Raw genomic sequence first — 22,981 nt, 5'->3', positions numbered from 1 at the left:
ACACCGGGGGACAAGGCAGGGGGCCCGCCGAACGGCGGGCCCCCTTGGGTACTGCTGCTCTTGTGCTCACGGTGACGGCCGGCGGCCGCCTGCGGACCCGACGGGTCCCGAGCGATCAGATCATCATTGAGGATGGTCAGATAACGGTGACGTTCTCCGCCTGCGGGCCCTTCGGGCCCTGGGTGACGTCGAAGCTGACCGCCTGGTTCTCCTCCAGCGAGCGGAAACCGCTCGCGTTGATGGCGGAGTAGTGGACGAAGACGTCGGGGCCGCCGCCATCCTGGGCGATGAAGCCGAAGCCCTTCTCAGCGTTGAACCACTTGACGGTTCCCTGAGCCATGCCGTTCTCCTTGCGAGGGACGTGTCGGGGCCACACCGTGTGGCACCCGGTCCGCTGCGCTGATCGCCCTGCCTCCGGACGGGTCCGGAGTTTTTCGATATTGCTGAAAAACTACGAAAAGCCTGCGGTTACATGCTCCGCAGGCTTCAAGTACTGCAAGGGGAATCAAACTGCAACTGAGGGCAACGCTAGCATGCGGCTGCTGTGACGACCAGGGGTGACTTGCGGGCTGGACAGTGCGTGTCGTAAGGCCGTTGTGACGCTCGGTGCGGTGTGCTGCGGTGCGTCCCGGAAGGGCGGTGCGGGGCTCCCGGGACGACGGGCATACCCTGCGGGGAGGCGCACGAACAGCAAGGGAGCGGCGCAGTGGCAGTACCGGAAGCGGAAACGCGGGAGCCCCAGGAGAACACCCCGGTCCGGCCCCGGGTCGGGCACATTCAGTTCCTCAACTGCGTACCCCTCTACTGGGGGCTGGCCAGGACCGGCAACCTGCTCGATCTGGACCTCACCAAGGACACCCCGGAGAAGCTGAGCGACCAGCTGGTCGACGGCTCCCTGGACATCGGCCCGATCACCTGCGTGGAGTACCTGCGGCACGCGGACGAACTGCTGGTGCTCCCGGACATCGCGGTGGGCAGCGACGGCCCGGTGATGTCCTGCGTGATCGTCAGCAAGCTGCCGCTGGCCGAACTGGACGGCCGGCGGGTCGCGCTCGGCTCCACCAGCCGCACCTCCGTCCGGCTCGCCCGGCTGCTGCTGGAGGAGCGCGAAGGGGTGCAGCCGGAGTACTTCAGCTGCCCGCCCGACCTGGACGCGATGCTCGCCGAGGCCGACGCGGCCGTGCTGATCGGCGACCCGGCGCTGCGCGCCTACCTGGGACAGGCCGCCGAGCAGGGCCTGGCCGTGCACGACCTGGGCGAGATGTGGAAGGAGTGGACCGGGCTGCCGTTCGTCTTCGCCGTCTGGGCCGCCCGCCGCGACTTCGTCGAGCGGCGCCCCGGGCTGACCGCGGCCGTCCACCGGGCCTTCCTGGAGTCCCGGGACCTCTCGCTGGTCGAGTCCCGCGAGGTGGCCGAGCAGGCGGCCCGCTGGGAGGCCTTCGACGCCGGGGTGCTGGAGCGGTACTTCAGCGAGGCGCTGGACTTCTCGCTCGGCGAGCGGCAGTTGGCCGGGCTCGCCGAGTTCGCCCGGCGGGTCGCGCACGACAGCGGCTTCGCCCCCGACGTGGCCGTCCGGCTGCTGGAGCCGGTGCCGCAGCCGGTGGCCTGAGCGCGCCCGCGTAGCGCCCCCGTGGCGCCCCCGCCGCCCGATAGCGTCTGCACGCGAGACGGCCCCGGCGGCGGGGCGGGCGGGCGACGGGAGCGTGCGCGGGATGCAACCACTGGAATCGGACGACCCGGACGCGGTGGGCGGGTACCGGCTGCTGCGGCGGCTCGGCGCGGGCGGCATGGGCCGGGTCTACCTGGGCCGGACGGCGGGCGGCCGCACGGTGGCGGTCAAGGTGGTGCGCGGCGAACTCGCCGAGGACGCCGAGTTCCGCGCCCGGTTCCGGCAGGAGGTCGAGGCCGCCCGCCGGGTCGGTGGCGCCTGGACGGCGCCCGTGCTGGACGCCGACACCGAGGGCGCGCACCCCTGGGTGGCCACCGGCTACATCGCCGGCCCCGCGCTGGGCGGCGCCGTCCGGCAGTACGGGCCGCTGCCCGAGTCCGCCGTGCGCACCCTCGGGGCGGGCCTGGCGCAGGCGCTGGAACACGTGCACGGACTCGGGCTGGTGCACCGGGACGTCAAACCGTCCAATGTGCTGCTCACCCTGGACGGCCCGCGGCTGATCGACTTCGGCATCGCCCGGGCCCTCGACGCGGCCACCGGGCTCACCCGGTCCGGATTCGTGGTGGGGTCGCCCGGCTTCATGTCGCCCGAACAGGCGAACGGGCGGCCGGTCGGGCCGCCCGGCGACGTCTTCTCGCTCGGCGCGGTGCTCGCCTACGCGGCCACCGGGGTGCACCCGTTCGGGGAGGGGGTGAGCGCGGCCGTCCTGCTGTACCGGGTGGTGCACGAGGAGCCGGACCTGGCCGGGCTGGACGGGCCGCTGCGCTCGATCGTGCTCGGCTGCCTGGCCAAGGACCCGGCGGCCCGGCCGACGCCGCGGCGGCTGGGGGAGTGGCTGGACCCGGACGACGCGGCCGTCGGGCGGCTGGGGCGGGACGGCGGCGGGTGGCTGCCGCCGGTGCCGTCGGGCGCAGCGCGGTGCAGTTGCTGGACCTGGAGGCGGGGGCCGGGGCCGCCGCGCCCTCCTTCGGGGCGGGGCCGGCGCAGGGGGAGCGGACGCCGACCCGGGCGCCGGGCGGGGGCGCGCCGACGGACGGGGGCGCCCCCCGACGGCGGGGCGCGGCCTGGTTGGCGGCCGGCGCGGTGCTGCTGGCGCTCGCGGGCGGCGGGTACGGGGCGTACCGGGTGTGGGGGCCGGGCGAGCCGGGGCCCACCGTCGCGACGACCGGGAACCCCACGCAGGCGCTGCCGTTGCCGCAGTCCCCGACGCCGACGGCCGCGCCTTCGGGGACGGCCTCGCCTTCGGGTACGGCCTCGCCCTCGGGGACTGCGGCGCCCTCGGGCACGGCGACCGGGCCGAACGCCGTGCCGGAGCCGTTCCTCGGTACCTGGCGCGGGGAGATGACGACGCAGAAGGGTGTGCCCTCCGGCAGCACCACGCTGGTCATCGGCCGTGCGGCGGTCGGGCAGGACGCCGTGACCAGCCGCAACGAGCTGACCGGACTGCTCTCGATCACCTGCGAGGGCGCCTGGACGCTCACCACGGCCGAGCCGCGGAAACTGGTCCTCGCCTCCCGGCTGGTCCGCTCCTCGCTGCCCGGGGCGTGCACCGGCGGCTCGTACGCCGAGACGCTCGCGCTGCAGGAGGACGGCACGATCCGCTTCACCTCCGCCGACCCCAGCGCCGGCAACCCCTCCGGGACGCTGCGGCGGACGGGCTGACGCGGGGGCCGGAGAGCGCTGGCGTAGGCTGATCCGGATGCGACCGGTGCCCCGGCGGGGCGTTGTCGCACGTCGTAGCACGCGAAGTACCCGAAGTACCCGAGAGAGAGAAGGCCGCCAGGTGTCCGAGCTCGCAGCGACCACCCTCGATGCGCCCAGCACCGACCTGGAGGCCGTGCTCGCCCGGGCGGCCGGCGGCGGCCGGATCAGCCCGGAGGAGGCGCTGGAGCTCTACCGCTCCGCCCCGCTGCACGCGCTCGGCTCGGCGGCCGACGCGGTGCGCCGCCGCCGCTACGCGGGTACCGAGCACATCGCGACGTACATCATCGAGCGCAACATCAACTACACCAACGTCTGCGTGACGGCCTGCAAGTTCTGCGCCTTCTACGTGCCGCCGAAGAGCGACAAGGGCTGGTCCCGCGACCTCGACGAGATCCTGCGCCGCTGCGCCGAGACCGTCGAGCTGGGCGGCACCCAGATCATGTTCCAGGGCGGCCACCACCCGGACTACGGCGTCGAGTACTACGAGCGCGCCTTCTCGGCGATCAAGGCGGACTTCCCGCAGCTGGTGATCCACTCGCTGGGCGCGTCCGAGGTCGAGCACATGGCGCGGATCTCCGGCGTCTCGATCGAGGAGGCCATCACCCGGATCCACAAGGCGGGCCTGGACTCCTTCGCCGGCGCCGGCGCCGAGCTGCTGCCGGAGCGCCCGCGCAAGGCGATCGCGCCGCTCAAGGAGTCCGGCGAGCGCTGGCTGGAGATCATGGAGGCCGCCCACGGCCTGGGCGTGGAGTCCACCTCCACCATGCTGATGGGCACCGGCGAGACCAACGCCGAGCGGATCGAGCACCTGCGGATGATCCGCGACGTGCAGGACCGCACCGGCGGCTTCCGCGCCTTCATCCCGTACACCTACCAGCCGCAGAACAACCACCTGAAGGGGTCGACCCAGGCGACCGTCTTCGAGTACCTGCGGATGATCGCCATCGCCCGCCTGTTCCTCGACAACGTCGCCCACATCCAGGGCTCCTGGCTGACCACCGGCAAGGAGGCAGGCCAGCTGTCGCTGCACTACGGCGCGGACGACCTCGGCTCGGTCATGCTGGAGGAGAACGTGGTCTCGGCGGCCGGCGCCAAGCACCGCTCCAACCTCACCGAGCTGATCCACCTGATCCGGGCCGCCGACCGCGTCCCCGCGCAGCGCTCGACCACGTACGAGCACCTGCGGGTGCTGGACGACCCGGCCAACGACCCGGTCGACCCGCGGGTCGCCTCGCACATCGCCTCCACCGCGATCGAGGGCGGCACCGCGCACCCCGAGCTGAAGATCCTCGACAACGGCTGAGGAGCCGTCCCGCCGTGCTGACCCTGCACCGGGCCGCCCTCGTGCTGCCCGACCCGGCCGATCCCACCGCCCCGTCCCACGCCGACGGGGCGGTGCTGGTGCGTGACGAGCTGGTCGAGGCGGTCGGGCCGTACGCCGACTTGGCGGCGGCGCACCCGGCGGCCCGGGTCAGGGACTGGGGCGACGCGCTGCTCACGCCGGGGCTGCGCAACCCGTACGGGCACTGGCTGCTGGAGCGGGCGTACCACCCGGACCCGCGCGAAGGGGTCGGGGACGAGCCGGTACCGGACGGGCTGGCGGGGGAGCGGGACGAGACGCGCTGCGGGGCGAGTGCCCGGCGCGGGCTGCAGCGGATGCTGGGCTCCGGTGTGACGGCGGTGGCCGGGCCGTTCGAGCGCGCCTCAGTGCGGACGGCGGTGGCCCGGTCCGGCCTGGTCGTGCCGCCGGGGGCCGGGACGGACGCAGGGGCCGGGCCGCTGGACCCGCTGGCCGTGCTGCCGCTCGCCGAGGCGGTGCACGGGCGGGTGGCCGCCGGGGGCCGGGCCGACTTCGCGGTGTTCGCGTCCGCGGCGGACGGTCCGGACGGTCCGGGTGCCGCAGGGGGCTGCCGGGCCACCGTGCTGGCCGGCCGACTGGTGTTCCGGCGGCGCTGAGCGCGCCCGGTCCCGAGCGCGTGCGCGTTCCCGGCTGCGCTCCCGGTCGTACGCTACTCGTCGGTAGTCGTACGGTCCAGTCGCGTTCCCTCGTACTCCCTTGCGACACCCGGGACTTGCTTCGTGTGCCACTGAACTGCTGCTTCGTCCCCGTGGCCTGATTGTCCCTTCGCCGTGACCTGAGGGCCCGCCAGCGGATAGCATCCCGCTCAGCTCAGTCCGTACCCTCACCACACCTCGCCCGTGCCCGCGGGCGGCGGGGCCCCGTCCCAGGCCCCGAACGCAAGCCAGGACAGGAACCATGCGATCCGCGACCGTCCCCCCGCAGCGCTCCCCGCGGTTGGGCCGTGGCTGGTACCTCACCGCCGTGCTCAGCGCCGTGCTGGCCGTCGGGATGTGCCTGCTGGGGTGGCGTCAGGCCGAGCAGGCCGACCGGATCGGGGCCCACCCGGTGCGGGTCCAAGGCGTGGTGACCCAGCTGCCGAGCGGCGGCGGCTCCTACAGCACCGTCAGCTACCAGGCGGCCGGCCAGCACCACACCGCCACCGCGCTGCCGCTGGCGGAGGGCACCGCGGTCGGGGAGACCGTCTGCCTGGAGCACGCCGCCGACGAGCCCAAGGTCGTGCGGATCTGCGGTGACACCTACCCGCAGCCGGTCGGCGTCGGACTGGCCCGGTTCAGCGTGCCGGTGGCGGTGGTGATGTTCGCCGTCTGCCTGCTGCGGATCCGGCGGCACCGGCGGGCGGTGGCCGTCCGGAGCGGGCAGAACCGCCTCGCCACCACCGTCGCCCTGGCGACCGAGGCGCTGGCCGACGGGATGCCGGCGATAACGCAGGGCAAGCGCTCGCGCCGCCGGCGCCGCGCGGGCGGGCGGCGCGGCCTGCACTGAGCCGAGGTGCGCGGCGGGTCCGTCCACCGGGGCCGCACCGGTCCGTCCGCCGGGGCCGCGCCCGGGTGGACCCCCGGTTCGATCCCCGGCTCAACACCCGGGTCCGCTCGTCGGGAGCGCCCGGAAGACGCCCCCTTGCCCGGATCGTCGGGGCCAGGGTGAACAATGGGGGGCGTGACCCGAGCCTCCCTGGACAAGCAGCCGCACGAAGTCGCCGCCATGTTCGACGACGTCGCGGCCAAGTACGACCGCACCAATGACGTTCTCTCGCTCGGCCAGGCCCGCGCCTGGCGCCGGGCGGTGGCCGAGGCGGTGGCCGCCGGACCGGGGGACGTCGTGCTCGACCTCGGGGCCGGCACCGGCACCTCCTCGCTGCCCTTCGCGGAGGCCGGGGCGAAGGTCGTCCCGTGCGACTTCTCGGTCGGGATGCTCGCCGAGGGCAAGCGCCGCCACCCGGAGCTGGCGCTGACCGCCGGGGACGCCACCAGGCTGCCGTTCGCCGACGACACCTTCGACTCGGTGACGATCTCCTTCGCGCTGCGCAACGTCCATGACACCGGGGCGGCGCTGAGCGAGATGCGGCGGGTCACCAAGCCCGGCGGCAAGCTGGTCATCTGCGAGTTCTCCACGCCGACCTGGACGCCGTTCCGGACGGTCTACACCGAGTACCTGATGCGCGCGCTTCCGCCGGTCGCCACCGCGGTCAGCAGCAACCCGGACGCGTACGTCTACCTCGCCGAATCGATCCGCGAGTGGCCCGACCAGCCGGCGCTGGCCGCCAAGCTCCAGGAGGCCGGCTGGTCCAAGGTGGCCTGGCGCAACCTGACCGGCGGGATCGTCGCGCTGCACCGCGCCCACAAGGTCTGACCGGCAGCTGTGGCCGGCCGCGGTGGCCGGCCTGCCGCGACCGGCCGTGGCGGCAGGCCCGCCGGACCGGCCGCGGCGGCGTCCGCAGCTCATAGACTCGTCCAAGCCCAGCCGGGCCGGCCCCCGCCGGCCGGCCGACCCCCAGCAGGAGTGTGCCCACCGTGTCCGAGACCGCCGTTGACCTGAGCGCAGGCGTTGTGGAGAGCACCGCGGACGTCATCGTGGTCGGCGCGGGCCCGGCCGGGTCCACCACCGCCTACCACCTCGCGCAGGCGGGCCTGGACGTGCTGCTGCTGGAGAAGACCAGCTTCCCCCGGGAGAAGGTCTGCGGCGACGGCCTCACCCCGCGGGCCACCAAGCAGCTGGTGGACATGGGCATCGACGTGTCCACCGAGAACGGCTGGCTGCACAACAAGGGCCTGCGGATCATCGGCGGCGGGGTCCGGCTGGAGCTGGACTGGCCCGAGCTCTCGTCCTTCCCGGACTACGGCCTGGTCCGCAAGCGCGCCGACTTCGACGAGCTGCTCGCCCGTCAGGCGGAGAAGGCCGGGGCCCGGCTCTACGAGCGCTGCAACGTCAGCGGCCCGGTGCTGGACGAGCGGACCGGCCGGATCGTCGGGGTGACCGCCAGGCTCGGGGAGGAGAAGCGGCCGGTGACCTTCCGGGCCCCGCTGGTGGTGGCCGCCGACGGCAACTCCACCCGGCTCTCGCTCGCCATGGGCCTGCACCGCCGGGAGGACCGCCCGATGGGCGTCGCCTACCGCACCTACTTCACCTCCCCGCGCCACGACGACGACTACCTGGAGTCCTGGCTGGAGCTGTGGGACACCCGCGGCGGGGAGCGCAAGCTGCTGCCCGGCTACGGCTGGGTCTTCGGCATGGGCGACGGCACCTCCAACGTCGGTCTCGGCATCCTCAACTCCTCGCCGGCCTTCGGCGAGCTGGACTGGCGCGAGGTGCTCAAGGCCTGGTGCGCGAGCATGCCGGAGGAGTGGGGCTACACGCCGGAGAACATGACCGACCCGATCCGCGGGGCGGCCCTGCCGATGGCCTTCAACCGGCAGCCGCACTACACCCGGGGCCTGCTGCTGGTCGGCGACGCGGGCGGCATGGTCAACCCGTTCAACGGCGAGGGCATCGCCTACGCGATGGAATCCGGTCAGATCGCCGCCGGGGTGATCGTCCAGGCCCTCGCCCGGGTCACCGACGGCGGCCGGGAGCGCGCGCTCCAGGCCTACCCGCGCATCCTCAAGGACGTCTACGGCGGCTACTACACGCTCGGCCGGGCCTTCGTGAAGCTCATCGGCAACCCGAAGGTCATGCAGCTCGCCACCCAGCGCGGGCTGACCCACCCGATGCTGATGCGGTTCGTCCTCAAGCTCCTCGCCAACCTCACCGACCCGCAGGGCGGTGACGCCATGGACCGCATCATCAACGGCCTGGCCAAGGCCGCGCCGAACGCCTGATGCCCGACGCCTGACGCCCGACGCCTGACCGGGTGGTTCCGCCGTCAGCCGCCCTGGGTGCGGCCGGCGGCGGAGCGCTGCTCGACGTAGGCGAGGCGGTCGGCGAAGACCCGGGCCGCGTCCGGGGTGAGCGTGCGCAGGGCGACCAGGGCGGAGAAGACCACGTCGCACAGCTCGTGCTGGACGTCCTCCCAGCTGTGGGTGACGCCCTTGCGCGGGTTCTGGCCGGTGGCACCGATCACCGCGGCGCTGACCTCGCCGACCTCCTCGGTGAGCTTGAGGATGCGGGCGAGCCGCTCCTCCTGCGGGGGGAGCGGGGTCTCCTCGTCGAGCCAGGCGACCAGGTGGTCGACGCTTTCCCAGATCCTGCTGTCCATGCGGTCCGCTCCCGTACGGTGTCGGTGGCCCTCGGGCGGGCCCGTGGGTGGGCCCGTGGGTGGGCCGGTAAATGGGCCGGCAAGTGGGCCCGCTCCACCGTACGGGAGTCCGACGGACGGCTCAGCCGGGTGGCCGGCGGGTGGTCAGCGGGCGGAGATCTTCACATTGCGGATGTTCACCGGCAGGGTCGGGAAGCCGTCGCCGGGGCTGTTCTGGTCGTCCTCGCCACCGGCGGCGATCTTCTGCAGCACGTCCAGGCCCTCGGTGACCCGGCCGAACGGGGTGTAGGCGGGGGACAGCTTGGTGTCCTTCCAGACGAAGAAGAACTGGCTGCCGTTGGTGTTGGGTCCCGCGTTGGCCATCGCGACGGTGCCGGCCGGGTAGGTGGCGCCCTCCAGGTTCTCGTCCGGGAAGGAGTAGCCCGGGCCGCCGCTGCCGGTCCCGGTCGGGTCACCGCACTGCAGCACGAAGAGCCGCTGGGTGGTGAGCCGGTGGCAGTGACTGCGGTCGTAGTAGTCGCGCTCGGCGAGGAACCGGAACGAGAAGGTGGTGCAGGGGGCCTTGTCGGTGAGCGCCTGGAAGGTGATCGCGCCCTGGGAGGTCTTCAGGGTCGCCTTGTACGGTTTGGCCGCCTTTCGGGCGTTGAAGACCGGGATGCCCTTGAAGTTGTCGGCGGGGACGGCCGGGGTGTAGGTGCAGGTGACCCCGGCGGAGCCGGTGCCGGAACCGGTCGACGGGGTGTCCGCGACGGCGGTGCCGGTGCTCGCGACGAGCGGCAGGACGGTGGCAGCGGCGATCAACGCCCAGTGCTTGCGCGTCACTTGACTGGCCTTCCGATGGGTGGGGGATGGCTGGCTTGGCATGGCGACATCATCCACGGCGGGGTGGAGATCCGATAGGGGGCGGAGAACCGTTGATCCGTGGCGGGGCGGTGCGCGAAGATGGCGGGTCCCGCTCTGCTCCGGGATCCGTCCGACGACGTGCGTGACTCTCGTGTGCCGCTCCCCGCTCGCTCCGAGAGGCTCCGCCGTGCGCGCTCCGTCCTCCACCCTGTTGCGTGACCTTCCGGTGCTGCTGGTGGCGGTGGTGTGGGGGTCGAGCTTCCTGGCGGTGCAGCGGGTGGCCGAACCGGGGACGGTGGTGGCGATGCTGGTGCTGCGGTTCGGCCTGGTGCTGCCCGTCCTGGGACTGGCCGCCTGGAGTCCGCTGCGGCGGTTGCGGCGCGCCGAGTGGCTGGCCGGAGCCGGACTGGGACTGGTGCTCGGGGCGATCTTCCTCCTGGAGACGTTCGGTGCGGTGCACACCTCGGCGACCAACGCCGGTCTGATCATCAGCCTCACGATCGTGTTCACTCCTCTCGCGGAGAGCGCGCTGGCCCGGATGCCGCTGCCGCGTTCCTTCCTCGCGGCGGCCGCCCTGGCGGTGGTGGGCATCGCGCTGCTCACCGGGGACGGCGGGCTGCGCGCCCCGGCCTCGGGCGACCTGCTGGTGCTCGGCGCCGCCGTGGTGCGGACGGTCAACGTGCTGGCCACCGCCCGGACCCGGGCGATCCGGGAGAGCGACACCCTGGCCGTCACCTGGGTCCAGCTCGCGACCGCGACGCTGGTGTTCGCCGCCGTCGCCCCGTTCGCCGGTCCGCTGCCCTGGTCGGTCGCTGCCGCCTACGGGCCGGCCCAGTGGGGCTGGCTGCTGCACCTGGCGCTGCTCTGCACGCTGTTCGCGTTCTTCGTGCAGATGTGGGCCGTCCGCACCACCTCGCCCTCCCGGGTCAGCCTGCTGCTGGGCACCGAACCGCTCTGGGCGGCGGTGTTCGGCATCACCCTGGCCGGCAACCACCTCGGGCCGCTCGCCCTGCTGGGCGGCGCCCTCGTCCTGGTCGGCACCGAGTGGGGCCGGCGGACCGCCGCGGTGCCCCGCCGGGAGGAGGCGCAACCGGTGGAGCGGGCGTCGGTCCCGGCGTGACGGCCGGACGGGGCGGAGGTGCTCATCGGCGACGCCCCAGGGTGCGGCGGGCGTAGGCGACGGTGACCGCGGCGACCAGCGGGCCCCAGGCGACCATCGGCAGGTAGCAGAGGGTCATGATCACTCCGGCCAGGCCCTGCGGAGCGTCCGGACTGCTCAACTCGTGGGCCCAGCCGCCGAGCAGGGAAGTCGTGGCGAGCAGGATCAGGACGGCAGATCCGAGTGCGGCGGGGACGATCGCGGCGAGCGGCCGGACGGCCCGGCCGCCGATGAACGGGAGCCAGCGGGGAACCACCTCGCCCCAGGGGCGGACCAGCCCCAGGGTGAGGAAGGCCAGCAACTCGGCCAGCCCGCTCAGCGCGACGAGGTGCGCGGTGCCCCAGCCCGGGGTGTTGCCCTCGAACACCGCGGCCATCTCCCCGCTGAAGCCGACCGGGACGCCGAGGCCGAGGGCGAGCCGCCAGAGCCCGGAGGGCACGGTGGTCCAGACGGTGGCGCGGGCGGCCAGCTCGGCCCAGCGCGGGGTGCCGGCCGGCCGGACGGCGCGCTTGCGCGGTACCGCGGAACCGGCTCCTGCGGAAGCGGCGAAGGCGGCGGTCCCGCCGGTGGTGGTGGACATGGTGACGGACTCCCCTCCGGCCGGCCACGGCGGCCGGTTCCGACGGGATCAAGAGTGGCCCTCGGGCAGGGGCCGCCATCAGTGCCGATCGGGCTGTCTTCGCTGCTCGGAACGGGTGCGGAAATGTGCCGATCGGCACAGGCGGAGCGCTCCGGCGATCCGTAGGCTTCCCGCAGGAAGGAGGCGACGATGAATCAGATGCCGGCGTTGGCCACCCCGGTGGCGGTCCTCTGCGGGTGGTGGTTGCGGTCCCGGTTCGGGACGGCGGTGGTGACGGGTGCGGCCGGCGCGGTGTCGGTCGGGGCCACGGCGGGCGTCTGGTCCACCGGCCGGTGGACCGAGGCCGAGCGCTGGACGGGCGCGGTCGGGCTGCTCGAACTCGTCGCCCTGCTCGCCCTGGTGGTCGTCACACTGCGCGCCGAGGGGGGCCGGCGCGGGGCGGTGGCGGTCTGGACGGTCGGCGGCGCGGTCGCGCTCTGGCCGTCCCGGTTCCAGGGGATCGCGGGCCCGCAGGACGGGCTGACCCTCTTCGGGTTCGGCTCGGCGCTCGCGCTGCCGGCCGTCCTGGTCGGGCTCTACCTACGGGGGCTGGACGACACCCGGCGCCGCTCGGTGGCGGCGGCCCGCCGTGCCCAGCGGCTCGAACTCGCCCACGACCTCCACGACTTCGTGGCCCATGACGTCAGCGGGATGGTCGCCCAGGCGCAGGCGGGCACGGTGCTGGCGGCCTCGGACCCGGTCCGGGCGGCGGCCCTGTTCGAGCGGATAGAGCAGGCCGGGCTGCAGGCACTGGCCTCGCTCGACCGGACCGTCCACCTGCTGCGCAGTGAGGACGCCGATGGTCCGGAGCGCGGCCCGCAGCCCGGCCTGGCCGAACTGGCCGAGCTCACCGAGCGGTTCGCGGAATCGGGTGGTGTGGAGGTGCGGTTGGACAGCCCGGCAGAGGAGCCGTCGGTGCCCCGGGAGGTGGCGGCCACCGCCTACCGGGTCGTGGTCGAGGCGCTGACCAATGTGCGGCGGCACGCGCCCGCCGCCCGCACGGTCGAGGTCCGGGTGCGCCGCGAGGGACGGCGGTTGACCGTGCGGGTGCGGGACGACGGCGGCGCGGATCCGCAGCCGTCCGGGCCGCGCCGGGGCGGCGGCAGCGGGCTCGCGGGGCTGGCCGCCCGGGTGGAGGCCCTGGGCGGCACGCTCGCCGCCGGCAGGGAGGGCGACGGCTGGCAGGTGGCGGTCACCCTGCCGCTCACGGCCCGGTGACCGACCGGACCGGCGGCAACAGCACGAGGAGCAGACGTGGCAGGCGCGGCACGGGACCGTACCGGCGAGCGGAACGAGCGGAACGAGCGGAACGAGCGGAACGAGCGGAAGAAGGCGTAGGCCGATGACGATCAGGGTGCTCCTCGCCGACGACGACGAGGCGATCCGCAGCGCGTACCGGATCATCCTCGACGCCCAGCCGGACATCGAGGTGGTGAACGAGGCGGCGGACGGCGAGGCCGCGCTCGCCCTGGCCGAGCGGCTGCGGCCGGACGTGATCCTCGCCGACATCCGGATGCCCCGGCTGGACGGGCTGGAGCTGACCAGGCGGCTGGGAGGCGAGTTCCGGGTGGTCGTGGTGACCACCTTCGACCTGGACGAGTACGTGCACGAGGCGATCCGTGCGGGGGCGGCCGGCTTCCTGCTCAAGCGCTCCGGACCGGCGCTGCTGGCGGAGGCGGTTCGCTCGGCCGTCGCGGGGGACGCGTTGATCAGCCCGCAGATCACCGTCCGGCTGCTCCGCCGACTGTCGGGCGGTGCACCGCAGCGGCCGGCGGGCGGCCGGGCGGCGGAGCGCCCGCAGGTCGGCCCGGTCGAGGAACTCACGGCGAGGGAGAAGGAGATCGCGCGGCTGGTCGCGGACGGTGCGACCAATGCGGAGATCGCGGCGGAGCTGTTCATCAGCGCCGGGACGGTGAAGAACCACCTGGCCTCGGTCCAGCGGAAGCTCGGTGCCCGGAACCGGGTGGGCATCGCCGCCTGGGCGTGGGAGAGCGGCGCCTGAGCACCGTTCGCGCGCTTGTGAACGAAGGGTCAAGCGGACGTTCGCGGAGCCGCCACCCCTGCGGGTGAGCCGCTATAACACGTCAACATGACGCCCGGAAATTTGCTCTGGCCGAGGCATAGTTGATATAGGTGCGCGGCGCTGACCAGCCGCTTCGCAGATAATTGCGACTGCTTGTGACCATTTGACTTCTTTGCGTTGACAAATATCGTCATGCTCACCTTCGCCATGATTCGCAAGGTGGCGGAGATCACAAAGATCGTCCTGAACTGCGTGTCGCAGATCACAAGCGGACGGGCATAGGATGCGCTCGTTCCAGGCTTTGTGAACTGCCTCACATGGGGTGGATCCGGGGAACTGGAACGCCGGGTTCACCGCAGAGTGACCCGTCGGTTCCGATCTGCAGTCAAGGACGACTGGACGGAGGGAGCGGGGGCTATGAATGCCTACGCGCCGATCCTCGTACTCGGTGCCATCGCGGCGGCGTTCGCGGTCGGCTCCGTCGTGATGGCCTCACTGACCGGCCCGAAGCGCTACAACCGGGCCAAGCTGGAGGCGTACGAGTGCGGCATCGAACCGACCCCGCAGCCCGTGGGCGGCGGTCGGTTCCCGATCAAGTACTACCTGACGGCGATGCTCTTCATCGTCTTCGACATCGAGATCGTCTTCCTCTACCCGTGGGCCGTGAGCTTCGACGCCCTGGGGATCTTCGGGCTGGTCGAGATGCTCCTGTTCATCGCCACCGTCTTCGTCGCCTACGCCTACGTCTGGCGCCGCGGCGGTCTGGAGTGGGACTGACCGCTGACCTTGTGAACGTGCGGACAAGCCAACGGACTTGAGGGCATTGAGAGGGATCTGATGGGAATCGAGGAGAAGCTGCCGAGCGGCTTTCTGCTCACGACCGTGGAGACGGCCGCCGGCTGGGTGCGCAAGGCGTCGCTCTTCCCGGCCACCTTCGGGCTGGCCTGCTGCGCGATCGAGATGATGACCACCGGCGCCGGCCGCTACGACCTGGCCCGGTTCGGCATGGAGGTGTTCCGGGGCTCCCCCCGGCAGGCCGACCTGATGATCGTGGCGGGCCGGGTGAGCCAGAAGATGGCCCCGGTACTGCGCCAGGTCTACGACCAGATGCCCAATCCGAAGTGGGTCATCTCGATGGGCGTCTGCGCCTCGTCGGGCGGGATGTTCAACAACTACGCGATCGTGCAGGGCGTCGACCACATCGTCCCGGTGGACATCTACCTGCCCGGCTGCCCGCCCCGCCCGGAGATGCTGATGGACGCCATCCTGAAGCTGCACGACAAGATCCAGCACGAGCCGCTCGGCGTGAACAAGCGCCGCGCCGAGGAGCTGGGCGAGGCGCTCGCGCTGCAGGCGACCCCGGTCAGCGAGATGCGGGGGCTGCTGCGATGAACGACCAGGTACCCGAGACCCGCCGCGAGCAGCCGCACCGCGAGATCCCGGTCGAGGTGGTCGGCCGCCGGCAGGGCATGTTCGGAGCCCAGGGCAGCGGCGACACCTCCGGCTTCGGTGGGCTGGTCGCCCCGATCGCCCTGCCGCCGGCCAGTGAGCGCCCGTACGGCGGCTGGTTCGACGAGCTCGCCGACGAGCTGGAGGGCGCCCTGGAGGAGCAGGGCCTGGACCCGGCCGAGGTGATCGAGAAGACCGTCGTCGACCGCGCCGAGCTCACCTTCCACGTGGCCCGCGAGCACCTGCTGCGCACCGCCCGCACCCTGCGCGACGACCCGGCGCTGCGCTTCGAGCTCTGCCTCGGGGTGAGCGGCGTGCACCACCCGGGCGACCGGGGCCGCGAACTGCACGCGGTCTACCACCTGCGCTCGATCACCCACGGCCGGCTGATCCGGCTGGAGGTCACCGCGCCGGACGACGACCCGCGCATCCCGTCCGTGGTCAGCGTCTACCCGACCAACGACTGGCACGAGCGCGAGGCCTACGACTTCTTCGGCCTGGTCTTCGAGGGCCACCCGGCGCTCACCCGGATCATGATGCCGGACGACTGGCTGGGGCACCCGCAGCGCAAGGACTACCCGCTCGGCGGCATCCCCGTCGAGTACAAGGGCGCCCAGATCCCGGCGCCCGACCAGCGGAGGTCGTACAGCTGATGAACACCCAGCACTACGAGGAGACGAACCAGGACGGCACCGCCGAGGCGGGCGCCCGGGACACCACCGAGGGCCGGGTCTTCACGGTCACCGGCGGTGACTGGGGCGAGGTGGTCGAGGCGGTCGGCCGCGCCGACGACGAGCGCATCATCGTCAACATGGGCCCGCAGCACCCCTCCACCCACGGGGTGCTGCGGCTGATCCTGGAGATCGACGGGGAGACGGTGACGGAGGCCCGCTGCGGCATCGGCTACCTCCACACCGGCATCGAGAAGAACATGGAGTTCCGCAGCTGGGTCCAGGGCACCACCTTCGTGACCCGGATGGACTACCTGACCCCGCTGTTCAACGAGACCGCCTACTGCCTGGCGGTCGAGAAGCTGCTCGGCATCACCGACGACATCCCCGAGCGGGCCGACGTCATCCGCGTGATGATGATGGAGCTCAACCGGATCTCCTCCCACCTGGTCTGCCTCGCCACCGGCGGCATGGAGATCGGCTCCACCACGCTGATGATCTACGGCTTCCGCGACCGCGAGCTGATCCTGGACATCTTCGAACTGGTCACCGGCCTGCGGATGAACCACGCGTACGTCCGCCCCGGCGGCCTCGCCCAGGACCTCCCGCCCGGCGCGGTCGACCAGATCCGCGAGGCCGTGAAGACCTTCCGCTCCCGGATGCACGAGTACGACAAACTCGCCACCGGCAACCCGGTGTTCAAGGCCCGCCTGGTCGACGTCGGCTTCCTCGACCTGCCCGGCTGCCTCGCCCTCGGCGCCACCGGCCCGATCCTGCGCGCCACCGGCCTGCCGCACGACCTGCGCAAGACCGACCCGTACTGCGGCTACGAGAACTACGACTTCGAGGTCGCGATCGCCGACAGCGCCGACTCCTACGGCCGCTTCCTGATCCGCCTGGAGGAGATGAAGCAGTCGCTGCGGATCGTCGAGCAGTGCCTGGACCGGCTGCGCCCCGGTCCGGTCATGGTGGCCGACAAGAAGATCGCCTGGCCGGCCCAACTCGCCGTCGGCCCGGACGGGATGGGCAACTCCCTCGACCACATCCGGAAGATCATGGGCACCTCCATGGAGGCCCTGATCCATCACTTCAAGCTGGTCACCGAGGGCTTCCGGGTCCCGGTCGGCCAGGCCTACACGGCGGTCGAGTCGCCCAAGGGCGAGCTGGGCGTGCACGTGGTCAGCGACGGCGGCACCCGTCCGTACCGGGTCCACTTCCGGGACCCGTCGTTCACCAATCTGCAGACGATGGCGGCGATGTGCGAGGGCGGCCAGGTGGCCGACGTCATCGTCTCGGTGGCCGGGATCGACCCGGTGATGGGAGGCGTGGACCGGTGACAGACGTCCAACTGGGGATGCCGGCGCTGCCGGCCAGGCCGTACCCCGAGGAGGTGCACGCCCGGCTGGCCGCCGACGCCGCGGAGCTGATCGGCCGCTACCCGGTGGCCCGGTCCGCACTGCTGCCGCTGCTGCACCTGGTGCAGGCCGAGGAGGGCTTCGTCAGCCCGACCGGCATCCGGTTCTGCGCGGAGCAGCTGGACCTCACCACCGCCGAGGTCACCGCCGTCGCGACCTTCTACACGATGTACCGGCGCCGGCCCGCCGGCGAGTACCACGTCGGGGTCTGCACCAACACCCTGTGCGCGGTGCTCGGCGGAGACCAGATCTTCGCCGAGCTCCAGGAGCACCTCGGGATCGCCAACAACGAGACCACCGGCGACGGCCGGATCTCGATCGAGCACATCGAGTGCAACGCGGCCTGCGACTACGCGCCCGTGGTGATGGTCAACTGGGAGTTCTTCGACAACCAGACGCCGGAGAGCGCCAAGCGGCTGGTCGACGACCTGCGCGCGGGCCGCGAGGCCGTCCCCACCCGGGGCGCCCGGCTCTGCTCGTTCAAGGAGACCGCCCGGATCCTGGCCGGCTTCCCCGACGAGCGCCCCGGCGCCGTCGACGAGTCCGGCGCCGGCGGCGCCCCCTCGCTGGCCGGCCTGCGGCTGGCCCGGGGCGAGGCCCTGCCCGGCACCGGCGGCACCCGCGTCGTCTCCCCCCGCCACGAGGGCACCGGCCAGGAAGGGAACGAAGCGTGATGACCTCCGCCGAGCCGGCCGAGAAGCTGCTCACCCCCGTGCTGTCCGCCTCCTGGGACGACACCCGCCCCTGGAGCCTCGCCACCTACCGCAGGCACGCCGGGTACGAGGGCCTGCGGGCCGCCCTCGCCATGCCCCCGGACGACGTGATCGCCCTGGTCAAGGACGCCGGACTGCGCGGCCGCGGCGGCGCCGGCTTCCCGACCGGGATGAAGTGGCAGTTCATCCCGCAGAACGACGGCAAGCCGCACTACCTGGTGGTCAACGCGGACGAGTCCGAGCCGGGTACCTGCAAGGACATCCCGCTGCTGTTCGCCAACCCGCACTCGCTGATCGAGGGCATGATCATCGCGTCCTACGCGATCCGCTGCGACCACGCCTTCATCTACCTGCGCGGCGAGGTCGTCCCGGTGCTGCGCAGGCTCCAGGCCGCCGTCGCCGAGGCCTACGGGGCCGGACTGCTCGGCAAGGACGCCCTCGGCTCCGGCCTCGACCTGGACATCACCGTCCACGCCGGCGCCGGCGCGTACATCTGCGGCGAGGAGACCGCGCTGCTCGACTCGCTGGAGGGGCGCCGCGGCCAGCCCAGGCTGCGCCCGCCGTTCCCGGCCATCGCCGGCCTCTACGCCTGCCCGACCGTGGTCAACAACGTCGAGTCGATCGCCTCGGTGCCGCCGATCCTGGCCCGGGGCAAGGACTGGTTCAAGGGCCTGGGCACCGAGAAGTCCCCCGGCTTCACGCTCTACTCGCTCTCCGGCCACGTCACCAACCCCGGCCAGTACGAGGCCCCGCTCGGCATCACACTGCGCCAACTGCTCGACATCAGCGGCGGCATCCGCCCCGGCCACCGGCTCAAGTTCTGGACCCCGGGCGGCTCCTCCACCCCGATGTTCACCGACGAGCACCTCGACGTCCCGCTCGACTACGAGGGCGTCGGCGCGGCCGGCTCGATGCTCGGCACCAAGGCCCTGCAGATCTTCGACGAGACGACCTGCGTGGTCCGCGCGGTCACCCGCTGGACGGAGTTCTACGCCCACGAGTCCTGCGGAAAGTGCACCCCCTGCCGCGAGGGCACCTACTGGCTGGTCCAGCTGCTCAAGCGGATCGAGGCCGGCGGGGGCACCGAGGGCGACCTGGAGAAGCTCCTGGACATCGCCGACAACATCAACGGCAAGTCCTTCTGCGCCCTGGGCGACGGCGCGGCCAGCCCGATCGTCTCCTCGCTCCAGCACTTCCGGGCCGAGTACGAGCAGCACCTCGTCGAGCGCCGCTGCCCGTTCGACCCGGCCGCCTCCACCGTCTGGGCCGACGGCCCCCGCCCCGGCCACCAGTCCGCCACCGAAAGGGAGGTGCACGCGTGACGATCACTGAACCCTCCACCTCCAAGGGCGGCCAGGCCGCGGTCGAGCTGGTCACGCTCACCATCGACGGCGTCGAAGTGCAGGTCCCCAAGGGGACGCTGGTGATCCGGGCCGCCGAGCAGATCGGCACCCAGGTCCCGCGCTTCTGCGACCACCCGCTGCTCGACCCGGCCGGCGCCTGCCGGCAGTGCATCGTGGAGATCGAGGGCCAGCGCAAGCCGGTCGCCTCGTGCACCATCCCGGTCGCCGAGGGCATGGTGGTCCGCACCCAGCTCAGCTCGCCGGTCGCCGAGAAGGCCCAGCGCGGAGTGATGGAGCTGCTGCTGATCAACCACCCGCTGGACTGCCCGGTCTGCGACAAGGGCGGCGAGTGCCCGCTGCAGAACCAGGCGATGTCCACCGGCGACACGGAATCCCGCTTCGAGGGGATGAAGCGCACCTACGAGAAGCCGGTGCCGATCAGCAGCCAGGTGCTGCTGGACCGGGAGCGCTGCGTGCTGTGCGCCCGCTGCACCCGGTTCTCCCAGCAGATCGCCGGCGACCCGTTCATCGACCTGGTCGAGCGCGGTGCCCTCCAGCAGGTCGGCACCGGCGAGGGCGACGACTTCGAGTCGTACTTCTCCGGCAACACCATCCAGATCTGCCCGGTCGGTGCCCTCACCTCGGCGGCCTACCGCTTCCGCTCCCGCCCGTTCGACCTGGTCTCCTCGCCGAGCGTCTGCGAGCACTGCTCCTCCGGCTGCGCCCAGCGCACCGACCACCGGCGCGGCAAGGTGCTGCGCCGGCTGGCCGGCGAGGACCCGGCGGTCAACGAGGAGTGGAACTGCGACAAGGGCCGGTTCGCCTTCCGCTACGCCCAGCAGCGCGACCGGATCACCGCCCCGCTGCTCCGCCGGGACGGCGAACTCGTCGCCGTCTCCTGGCCGGAGGCGCTGGCCGCGGCCGCCGAGGGGCTGCGCGAGGCCCGCACCGGCGTGCTCACCGGCGGCCGGGTCACCGTCGAGGACGCCTACGCCTACGCCAAGTTCGCCCGGGTGGTGCTCGGCACCAACGACGTGGACTTCCGGGCCCGTCCGCACAGCGCCGAGGAGTCGCAGTTCCTGGCCGCCGCGGTCGCCGGGCAGGGCGTGGACCTCACCGGCGAGGGCGTGACCTACCAGGACCTGGAGGCCGCGCCGGTGGCGCTGCTGGTGGCCCTGGAGCCGGAGGAGGAGTCGCCGATCGTCTTCCTGCGGCTGCGCAAGGCCAACCGCAACCGCGGCCTGTCGGTCTTCTCGGTCGCCGCGCACGCCTCCCGGGGCCTGGCCAAGCTGCACGGGGCGCTGCTGCCGGCCGCCCCCGGCACCGAGGCCGAGTGGCTGGCCGCGCTCGCCGCCGACGAACCGCTCAACGACGAAGCCGGCCGCGCCGCCGGACTGCTCCGCACCCCCGGCGCGGTGATCCTGGTCGGCGAGCGGGCGGCCGACGCGCCCGGTGCGCTCTCCGCCGCGCTGCGCCTCGCGCACGCCACCGGCGCCCGGCTCGCCTGGATCCCCCGGCGGGCCGGCGAGCGCGGCGCGGTCGAGGCGGGCGCGCTGCCCGGACTGCTGCCGGGCGGTCGCCCGGTGAACTCCGCGGCCGCCCGGGCCGAGGCCGCCGCGGCCTGGGGGGTGCCCGACCTCCCGGTGCGGCCCGGCCGGGACACCGAGGAGATCCTCTCCGCGGCCGTCGGCGGCGAACTCGGTGCGCTGCTGGTCGGCGGCCTCGACCCGGAGGACCTCGCCGACCCGGCGCAGGCCGAACTGGCCCTGGCCGCCGTCCCGTTCGTCGTCTCGCTGGAGCTGCGCCCGTCCGCCGTCACCGCGCACGCCGACGTGGTGCTGCCGGTGGCCGCGGTCGCCGAGAAGGCCGGCACCTTCCTGGACTGGGAGGGCCGGGTGCGGATGTTCGAGGCCGCGCTCAAGCCGGACCAGCAGATGGGCCGTCATCTGCACTCGGACCTGCGGGTGCTGAACATGCTGGCCGACGCGCTGGGCCACCGGCTCGGCCTGCCCGACGTCCGCGCCGCCCGGCTGGAGCTGGACCGGTTCGCGCCCTGGGCCGGCGAGCGCCCGGCAGCCCCGGCCACCCACCCCGGTGTGCTGCCCCGCCCGGCCACCGGGCAGGCGGTGCTGGCCGGCTGGCGCCTGCTGCTCGACAACGGCTCGCTCCAGCAGGGCGATCCGCACCTGGCCGGCACCCGGCACCGCGCGGTCGCCCGGATCTCGCCGACCACCGCCGAGGAGATCGGCGCCGGCGGCGCCCCCGCGCTGCGGCTCACCGGCCCGGGCGGCTCGCTCGCCCTGCCGCTGGAGATCAGCAAGGAGATGCCGGACCGCACGGTCTGGATCCCGCTCAACTCCACCCCGGGCGGAGCCCACCGCACGCTCGGCACCACCACCGGCCACCTGGTCACCATCGCCCCGGCGCAGGACGTCGAGCCCGAGGAGGAGGAGAAGTGAACCCCACCTCGCACCCGCTGGCCGGGTACGACCTCGCCGCGTACGAGACGCTCGGCTTCTTCGGCCGCGACCCCTGGTGGCTGGTCCTGCTGAAGGCGGTGTTCTGCTTCGCCTTCCTGGTCGGCACGGTGCTCGTGGCGATCGTCTGGGAGCGCAAGGTGGTCGCCTGGATGCAGCTGCGGATCGGGCCCAACCGGCACGGTCCCTGGGGCCTGCTGCAGTCGCTCGCCGACGGCGTGAAGCTGGCGCTCAAGGAAGACCTGGTGGTCAAGGGCTCCGACAAGGTCGTCTACATCCTGGCCCCGATCGTCTGCGCCATCCCGGCGTTCATGGCCTTCGCGGTGATCCCGTTCGGCCCGGCCGGCGACGAGATCTCGGTGTTCGGCACCCGGACGCCGATGCAGCTGACCGACTTCCCGGTGGCGCTGCTCTACATCCTGGCCACCGCCTCGGTCGGCATCTACGGCATCGTGCTGGCGGGCTGGTCCTCCGGCTCGACCTACCCGCTGCTCGGCGGACTGCGCTCCTCGGCCCAGATGATCAGCTACGAGATCGCGATGGGCCTGTCCTTCGCGGCGGTGTTCATCTACTCCGGCTCGATGTCCACCTCGGAGATCGTCTCCTCGCAACAGCCGACCTGGTTCGCGGTGCTGCTACCGGTGTCCTTCATCGTCTACATCGTGGCGATGGTCGGCGAGACCAACCGCGCGCCCTTCGACCTCCCGGAGGCCGAGGGCGAGCTGGTCGGCGGCTTCAACACCGAGTACTCCTCGCTGAAGTTCGCGATGTTCATGCTGGCCGAGTACATCAACATGGTCACCGTCTCGGCCGTCGCCTCCACCCTGTTCCTGGGCGGCTGGCGGGCCCCCTGGCCGGTGTCCACCTTCTGGGAGGGCGCCAACCACGGCTGGTGGCCGCTGCTCTGGATCACCCTCAAGATCCAGCTGCTGCTGTTCTTCTTCATCTGGCTGCGCGGCACCCTGCCCCGGTTCCGCTACGACCAGTTCATGAAGCTCGGCTGGAAGGTGCTCATCCCGGTCTCGCTGGTCTGGCTGGTGATGGTGGCCGCCGTCCGGGCGCTGCGCAACGAGGGCTACGGCTTCGGCGAGGTGGTGCTGTACGTCGGCGCCCCGGTCGGCGCGCTGCTGCTGCTCGGTCTGCTGCGGGACGTCGTCAAGCGGCGGCCGGAGACCGAGGACGGCGCGCCGAGCGGGGAGTTCGACCCGATGGCCGGCGGCTATCCGGTGCCCCCGCTGCCCGGCCAGCAGCTCCCGCCGGTCCCGCGCCGGCGCAGCCGCGCCCCGAAGCAACTCCAGGACGCCCTCAACGGGGCCGACCATTCCGAAGGGAGCTGAACCG

General features: G+C 72.8%; 23 protein-coding genes. 19 read left to right on the top strand and 4 right to left on the bottom strand.

The features are described 5' to 3' along the window. Positions 1 to 136: 136 nt before the first annotated feature. A complete protein-coding gene (locus ACFU74_RS17025) occupies positions 137 to 340 on the bottom strand; it encodes a cold-shock protein (protein WP_380286949.1) in 204 nt (67 codons plus the stop codon). A gap of 366 nt (positions 341 to 706) precedes the next feature. Here ACFU74_RS17025 and ACFU74_RS17020 point away from each other — a divergent pair, with 366 nt between their 5' ends. From ACFU74_RS17020 to ACFU74_RS16985, 8 genes are all read left to right on the top strand, one after another. Further along, a complete protein-coding gene (locus tag ACFU74_RS17020) occupies positions 707 to 1,609 on the top strand; it encodes a menaquinone biosynthetic enzyme MqnA/MqnD family protein (protein WP_380757260.1) in 903 nt (300 codons plus the stop codon). Positions 1,610 to 1,712: 103 nt separating this feature from the next. Beyond that, positions 1,713 to 3,014: a serine/threonine-protein kinase gene (locus ACFU74_RS17015; RefSeq protein ID WP_380757258.1), complete on the top strand. Its 1,302-nt coding sequence runs from the start codon at positions 1,713 to 1,715 to the stop codon at positions 3,012 to 3,014. Next, positions 3,011 to 3,331, top strand: coding sequence for a hypothetical protein (locus ACFU74_RS17010; protein WP_380757256.1), 321 nt, complete (start codon positions 3,011 to 3,013; stop codon positions 3,329 to 3,331). Before ACFU74_RS17015 ends, ACFU74_RS17010 begins: the two co-directional genes overlap by 4 nt. Before the next feature lie 121 nt (positions 3,332 to 3,452). Further along, on the top strand, positions 3,453 to 4,676 hold the full coding sequence (gene mqnC, locus ACFU74_RS17005; protein WP_380757254.1) for a cyclic dehypoxanthinyl futalosine synthase: 1,224 nt from the start codon (positions 3,453 to 3,455) through the stop codon (positions 4,674 to 4,676). Positions 4,677 to 4,690: 14 nt separating this feature from the next. After that, positions 4,691 to 5,329 carry a hypothetical protein gene (locus ACFU74_RS17000; RefSeq protein ID WP_380757253.1) on the top strand — a complete coding sequence of 213 codons (639 nt, stop codon included), beginning with the start codon at positions 4,691 to 4,693 and terminating at the stop codon, positions 5,327 to 5,329. Between the two features lie 301 nt (positions 5,330 to 5,630). Then, on the top strand, positions 5,631 to 6,218 hold the full coding sequence (locus ACFU74_RS16995) for a hypothetical protein (protein WP_380757251.1): 588 nt from the start codon (positions 5,631 to 5,633) through the stop codon (positions 6,216 to 6,218). Positions 6,219 to 6,392: 174 nt separating this feature from the next. Further along, the gene (locus ACFU74_RS16990) at positions 6,393 to 7,085 is read left to right on the top strand and encodes a demethylmenaquinone methyltransferase (protein WP_380757249.1); all 693 of its coding nucleotides are present in this window, start codon (positions 6,393 to 6,395) and stop codon (positions 7,083 to 7,085) included. A gap of 182 nt (positions 7,086 to 7,267) precedes the next feature. Next, on the top strand, positions 7,268 to 8,551 hold the full coding sequence (locus tag ACFU74_RS16985; protein WP_380757263.1) for a geranylgeranyl reductase family protein: 1,284 nt from the start codon (positions 7,268 to 7,270) through the stop codon (positions 8,549 to 8,551). 44 nt (positions 8,552 to 8,595) lie between these two features. Here the strand turns inward: ACFU74_RS16985 and ACFU74_RS16980 are convergent, their stop codons facing one another. Both ACFU74_RS16980 and ACFU74_RS16975 read right to left on the bottom strand, forming a co-directional pair. Beyond that, a complete protein-coding gene (locus ACFU74_RS16980; protein WP_380757247.1) occupies positions 8,596 to 8,928 on the bottom strand; it encodes a MazG-like family protein in 333 nt (110 codons plus the stop codon). 144 nt (positions 8,929 to 9,072) lie between these two features. Further along, positions 9,073 to 9,750 carry a peptidylprolyl isomerase gene (locus ACFU74_RS16975; RefSeq protein ID WP_380757245.1) on the bottom strand — a complete coding sequence of 226 codons (678 nt, stop codon included), beginning with the start codon at positions 9,748 to 9,750 and terminating at the stop codon, positions 9,073 to 9,075. A gap of 208 nt (positions 9,751 to 9,958) precedes the next feature. Between ACFU74_RS16975 and ACFU74_RS16970 the strand changes: the two genes are divergently transcribed. Next, positions 9,959 to 10,891, top strand: coding sequence for a DMT family transporter (locus ACFU74_RS16970; protein WP_380757243.1), 933 nt, complete (start codon positions 9,959 to 9,961; stop codon positions 10,889 to 10,891). A 22-nt stretch (positions 10,892 to 10,913) separates the two neighbouring features. Here ACFU74_RS16970 and ACFU74_RS16965 read toward each other — a convergent pair whose 3' ends face one another. Next, the gene (locus ACFU74_RS16965) at positions 10,914 to 11,510 is read right to left on the bottom strand and encodes a hypothetical protein (RefSeq protein WP_380757241.1); all 597 of its coding nucleotides are present in this window, start codon (positions 11,508 to 11,510) and stop codon (positions 10,914 to 10,916) included. Between the two features lie 189 nt (positions 11,511 to 11,699). Between ACFU74_RS16965 and ACFU74_RS16960 the strand changes: the two genes are divergently transcribed. The 10 genes from ACFU74_RS16960 (at position 11,700) to nuoH (ending at position 22,977) form a co-directional block, all read left to right on the top strand. Further along, entirely contained in the window at positions 11,700 to 12,767 is a 1,068-nt protein-coding gene (locus ACFU74_RS16960; RefSeq protein ID WP_380757239.1) for a sensor histidine kinase, read from the top strand. Between the two features lie 124 nt (positions 12,768 to 12,891). Next, positions 12,892 to 13,551 (top strand): response regulator, encoded by a 660-nt coding sequence (locus tag ACFU74_RS16955; protein ID WP_380757237.1) that lies wholly within the window; start codon positions 12,892 to 12,894, stop codon positions 13,549 to 13,551. 438 nt (positions 13,552 to 13,989) lie between these two features. Beyond that, a complete protein-coding gene (locus tag ACFU74_RS16950; protein ID WP_014137597.1) occupies positions 13,990 to 14,349 on the top strand; it encodes an NADH-quinone oxidoreductase subunit A in 360 nt (119 codons plus the stop codon). Positions 14,350 to 14,409: 60 nt separating this feature from the next. Next, the gene (locus ACFU74_RS16945) at positions 14,410 to 14,964 is read left to right on the top strand and encodes a NuoB/complex I 20 kDa subunit family protein (protein WP_380757235.1); all 555 of its coding nucleotides are present in this window, start codon (positions 14,410 to 14,412) and stop codon (positions 14,962 to 14,964) included. Continuing rightward, positions 14,961 to 15,674 (top strand): NADH-quinone oxidoreductase subunit C, encoded by a 714-nt coding sequence (locus ACFU74_RS16940; RefSeq protein WP_380757233.1) that lies wholly within the window; start codon positions 14,961 to 14,963, stop codon positions 15,672 to 15,674. Before ACFU74_RS16945 ends, ACFU74_RS16940 begins: the two co-directional genes overlap by 4 nt. After that, on the top strand, positions 15,674 to 17,029 hold the full coding sequence (locus ACFU74_RS16935) for an NADH-quinone oxidoreductase subunit D (RefSeq protein ID WP_380757231.1): 1,356 nt from the start codon (positions 15,674 to 15,676) through the stop codon (positions 17,027 to 17,029). The genes ACFU74_RS16940 and ACFU74_RS16935 overlap by 1 nt, the downstream gene beginning before the upstream one ends. Positions 17,030 to 17,046: 17 nt before the next feature. Continuing rightward, a complete protein-coding gene (nuoE, locus tag ACFU74_RS16930; protein ID WP_350553871.1) occupies positions 17,047 to 17,781 on the top strand; it encodes an NADH-quinone oxidoreductase subunit NuoE in 735 nt (244 codons plus the stop codon). Beyond that, the gene (gene nuoF / locus ACFU74_RS16925; protein WP_380757229.1) at positions 17,781 to 19,142 is read left to right on the top strand and encodes an NADH-quinone oxidoreductase subunit NuoF; all 1,362 of its coding nucleotides are present in this window, start codon (positions 17,781 to 17,783) and stop codon (positions 19,140 to 19,142) included. Before nuoE ends, nuoF begins: the two co-directional genes overlap by 1 nt. Next, positions 19,139 to 21,622, top strand: a complete 2,484-nt coding sequence (locus ACFU74_RS16920) for an NADH-quinone oxidoreductase subunit G (RefSeq protein ID WP_380757227.1) — start codon at positions 19,139 to 19,141, stop codon at positions 21,620 to 21,622. Before nuoF ends, ACFU74_RS16920 begins: the two co-directional genes overlap by 4 nt. Then, positions 21,619 to 22,977 (top strand): NADH-quinone oxidoreductase subunit NuoH, encoded by a 1,359-nt coding sequence (gene nuoH, locus ACFU74_RS16915; RefSeq protein ID WP_380757225.1) that lies wholly within the window; start codon positions 21,619 to 21,621, stop codon positions 22,975 to 22,977. The genes ACFU74_RS16920 and nuoH overlap by 4 nt, the downstream gene beginning before the upstream one ends. Positions 22,978 to 22,981: the final 4 nt, after the last annotated feature.

This window comes from Kitasatospora sp. NPDC057500, assembly GCF_042802195.1.
Taxonomy (GTDB): Bacteria; Actinomycetota; Actinomycetes; order Streptomycetales; family Streptomycetaceae; genus Kitasatospora.
Note: the sequence above shows the minus strand (reverse complement) of the source record. Positions and strands in the feature narration are given on the sequence as shown.